Raw genomic sequence first — 1,105 nt, 5'->3', positions numbered from 1 at the left:
GCGACGTCGTCGGCGGCACGCCGGGCGCGGCGGAAGCGCTCGCCGCGCGCGACTGGTCAGGGGTGCGCGAGGGTCCGCTCCCGCCGCGCGTGACGCTCGGCTGGCCACGGCCGCAGGCGGGTGTCGCGCTGGACCGCGCCGTGGGATGCCTGCTGGGCCAGGTGATCGGCGATGCCCTCGGCGCGCTGGTGGAGTTCGAGGACCCCGCGCGCATCGCGCGGCGCTATCCGCTGGGCGTGCGGGACCTCGCCGATGGCGGCACCTGGAACACCTTCGCCGGCCAACCGACCGACGACAGCGAACTGGCGCTGGCGCTCGCGCGCCGCCTGGCCATTTCGGCCGCGTTCGATATCGAAGGGCTTGCCGAGGACTACGCCGCCTGGGTCGCCGGTGGACCCTTCGACATCGGCAGCACGACGCGCCGGGGGCTCGGCGCCGCCGCCGTCGCGCCCAACGGCCGGAAGGCCGCGGCGGCAATGACGGCAGCCAGCGCGGAGAGCCAGGCGAACGGCGCGCTGATGCGCGTCTCGCCGGCCGGCATCTGGGCACGCTCGGTCGCCGAGGCGGCGGAGGTGGCGCGCATGGACGCCCGCCTCTCCCACCCGCATCCCGTCTGCCAGGACGCCTCCGCTGCCTTCGCCGCCGCGATCTGGACCGGGATCGCCGGCGGCACCCCGGCGGAGATGATGGCCTGCGCCCGCGCCGAGGCGGGCGAGGCGGCGGTGTGCGACGCGCTCGACGCCGCCGCGGCGGGCCGTGGCGTGGAGGATTTCCTGTCCAGCCAGGGCTGGGTGCTGGTCGCCTTCCGCAACGCCGTCTTCCACCTGCTGCACACAGCGGACGCCGAGGCGGCGCTGGTCGCCACCGTCGGCGCGGGCGGCGACACCGACACCAATGCGGCGATCTGCGGCGCGCTGCTCGGCGCGGCGGCCGGGCGCGCGGCCTTTCCCAGGCGCTGGGTAATGCGGGTGCTGGCCTGCCGCCCGCTGCGCAGCCTCGGCGCCCGCCAGCCGCGCCCAGCGACCTACTGGCCCGACGACCTCCCCGACCTCGCGGAGGCGCTGCTGATGCGCCGCCTCGCCGGAGACCCCGCATGAGCGCGCGC

1 protein-coding gene is annotated in these 1,105 nt (G+C 77.0%); it reads left to right on the top strand.

From position 1 onward, the window contains the following. A partial coding sequence (locus OZN99_RS32210) for an ADP-ribosylglycohydrolase family protein (RefSeq protein ID WP_270939262.1) occupies positions 1–1,097 on the top strand: 1,097 nt, incomplete at its 5' end. Positions 1,098–1,105: the final 8 nt, after the last annotated feature.

The sequence above is a fragment of the Falsiroseomonas oryzae genome (assembly GCF_027856955.1).
Lineage (GTDB): Bacteria > Pseudomonadota > Alphaproteobacteria > Acetobacterales > Acetobacteraceae > Falsiroseomonas > Falsiroseomonas oryzae.
Note: the sequence above shows the minus strand (reverse complement) of the source record. Positions and strands in the feature narration are given on the sequence as shown.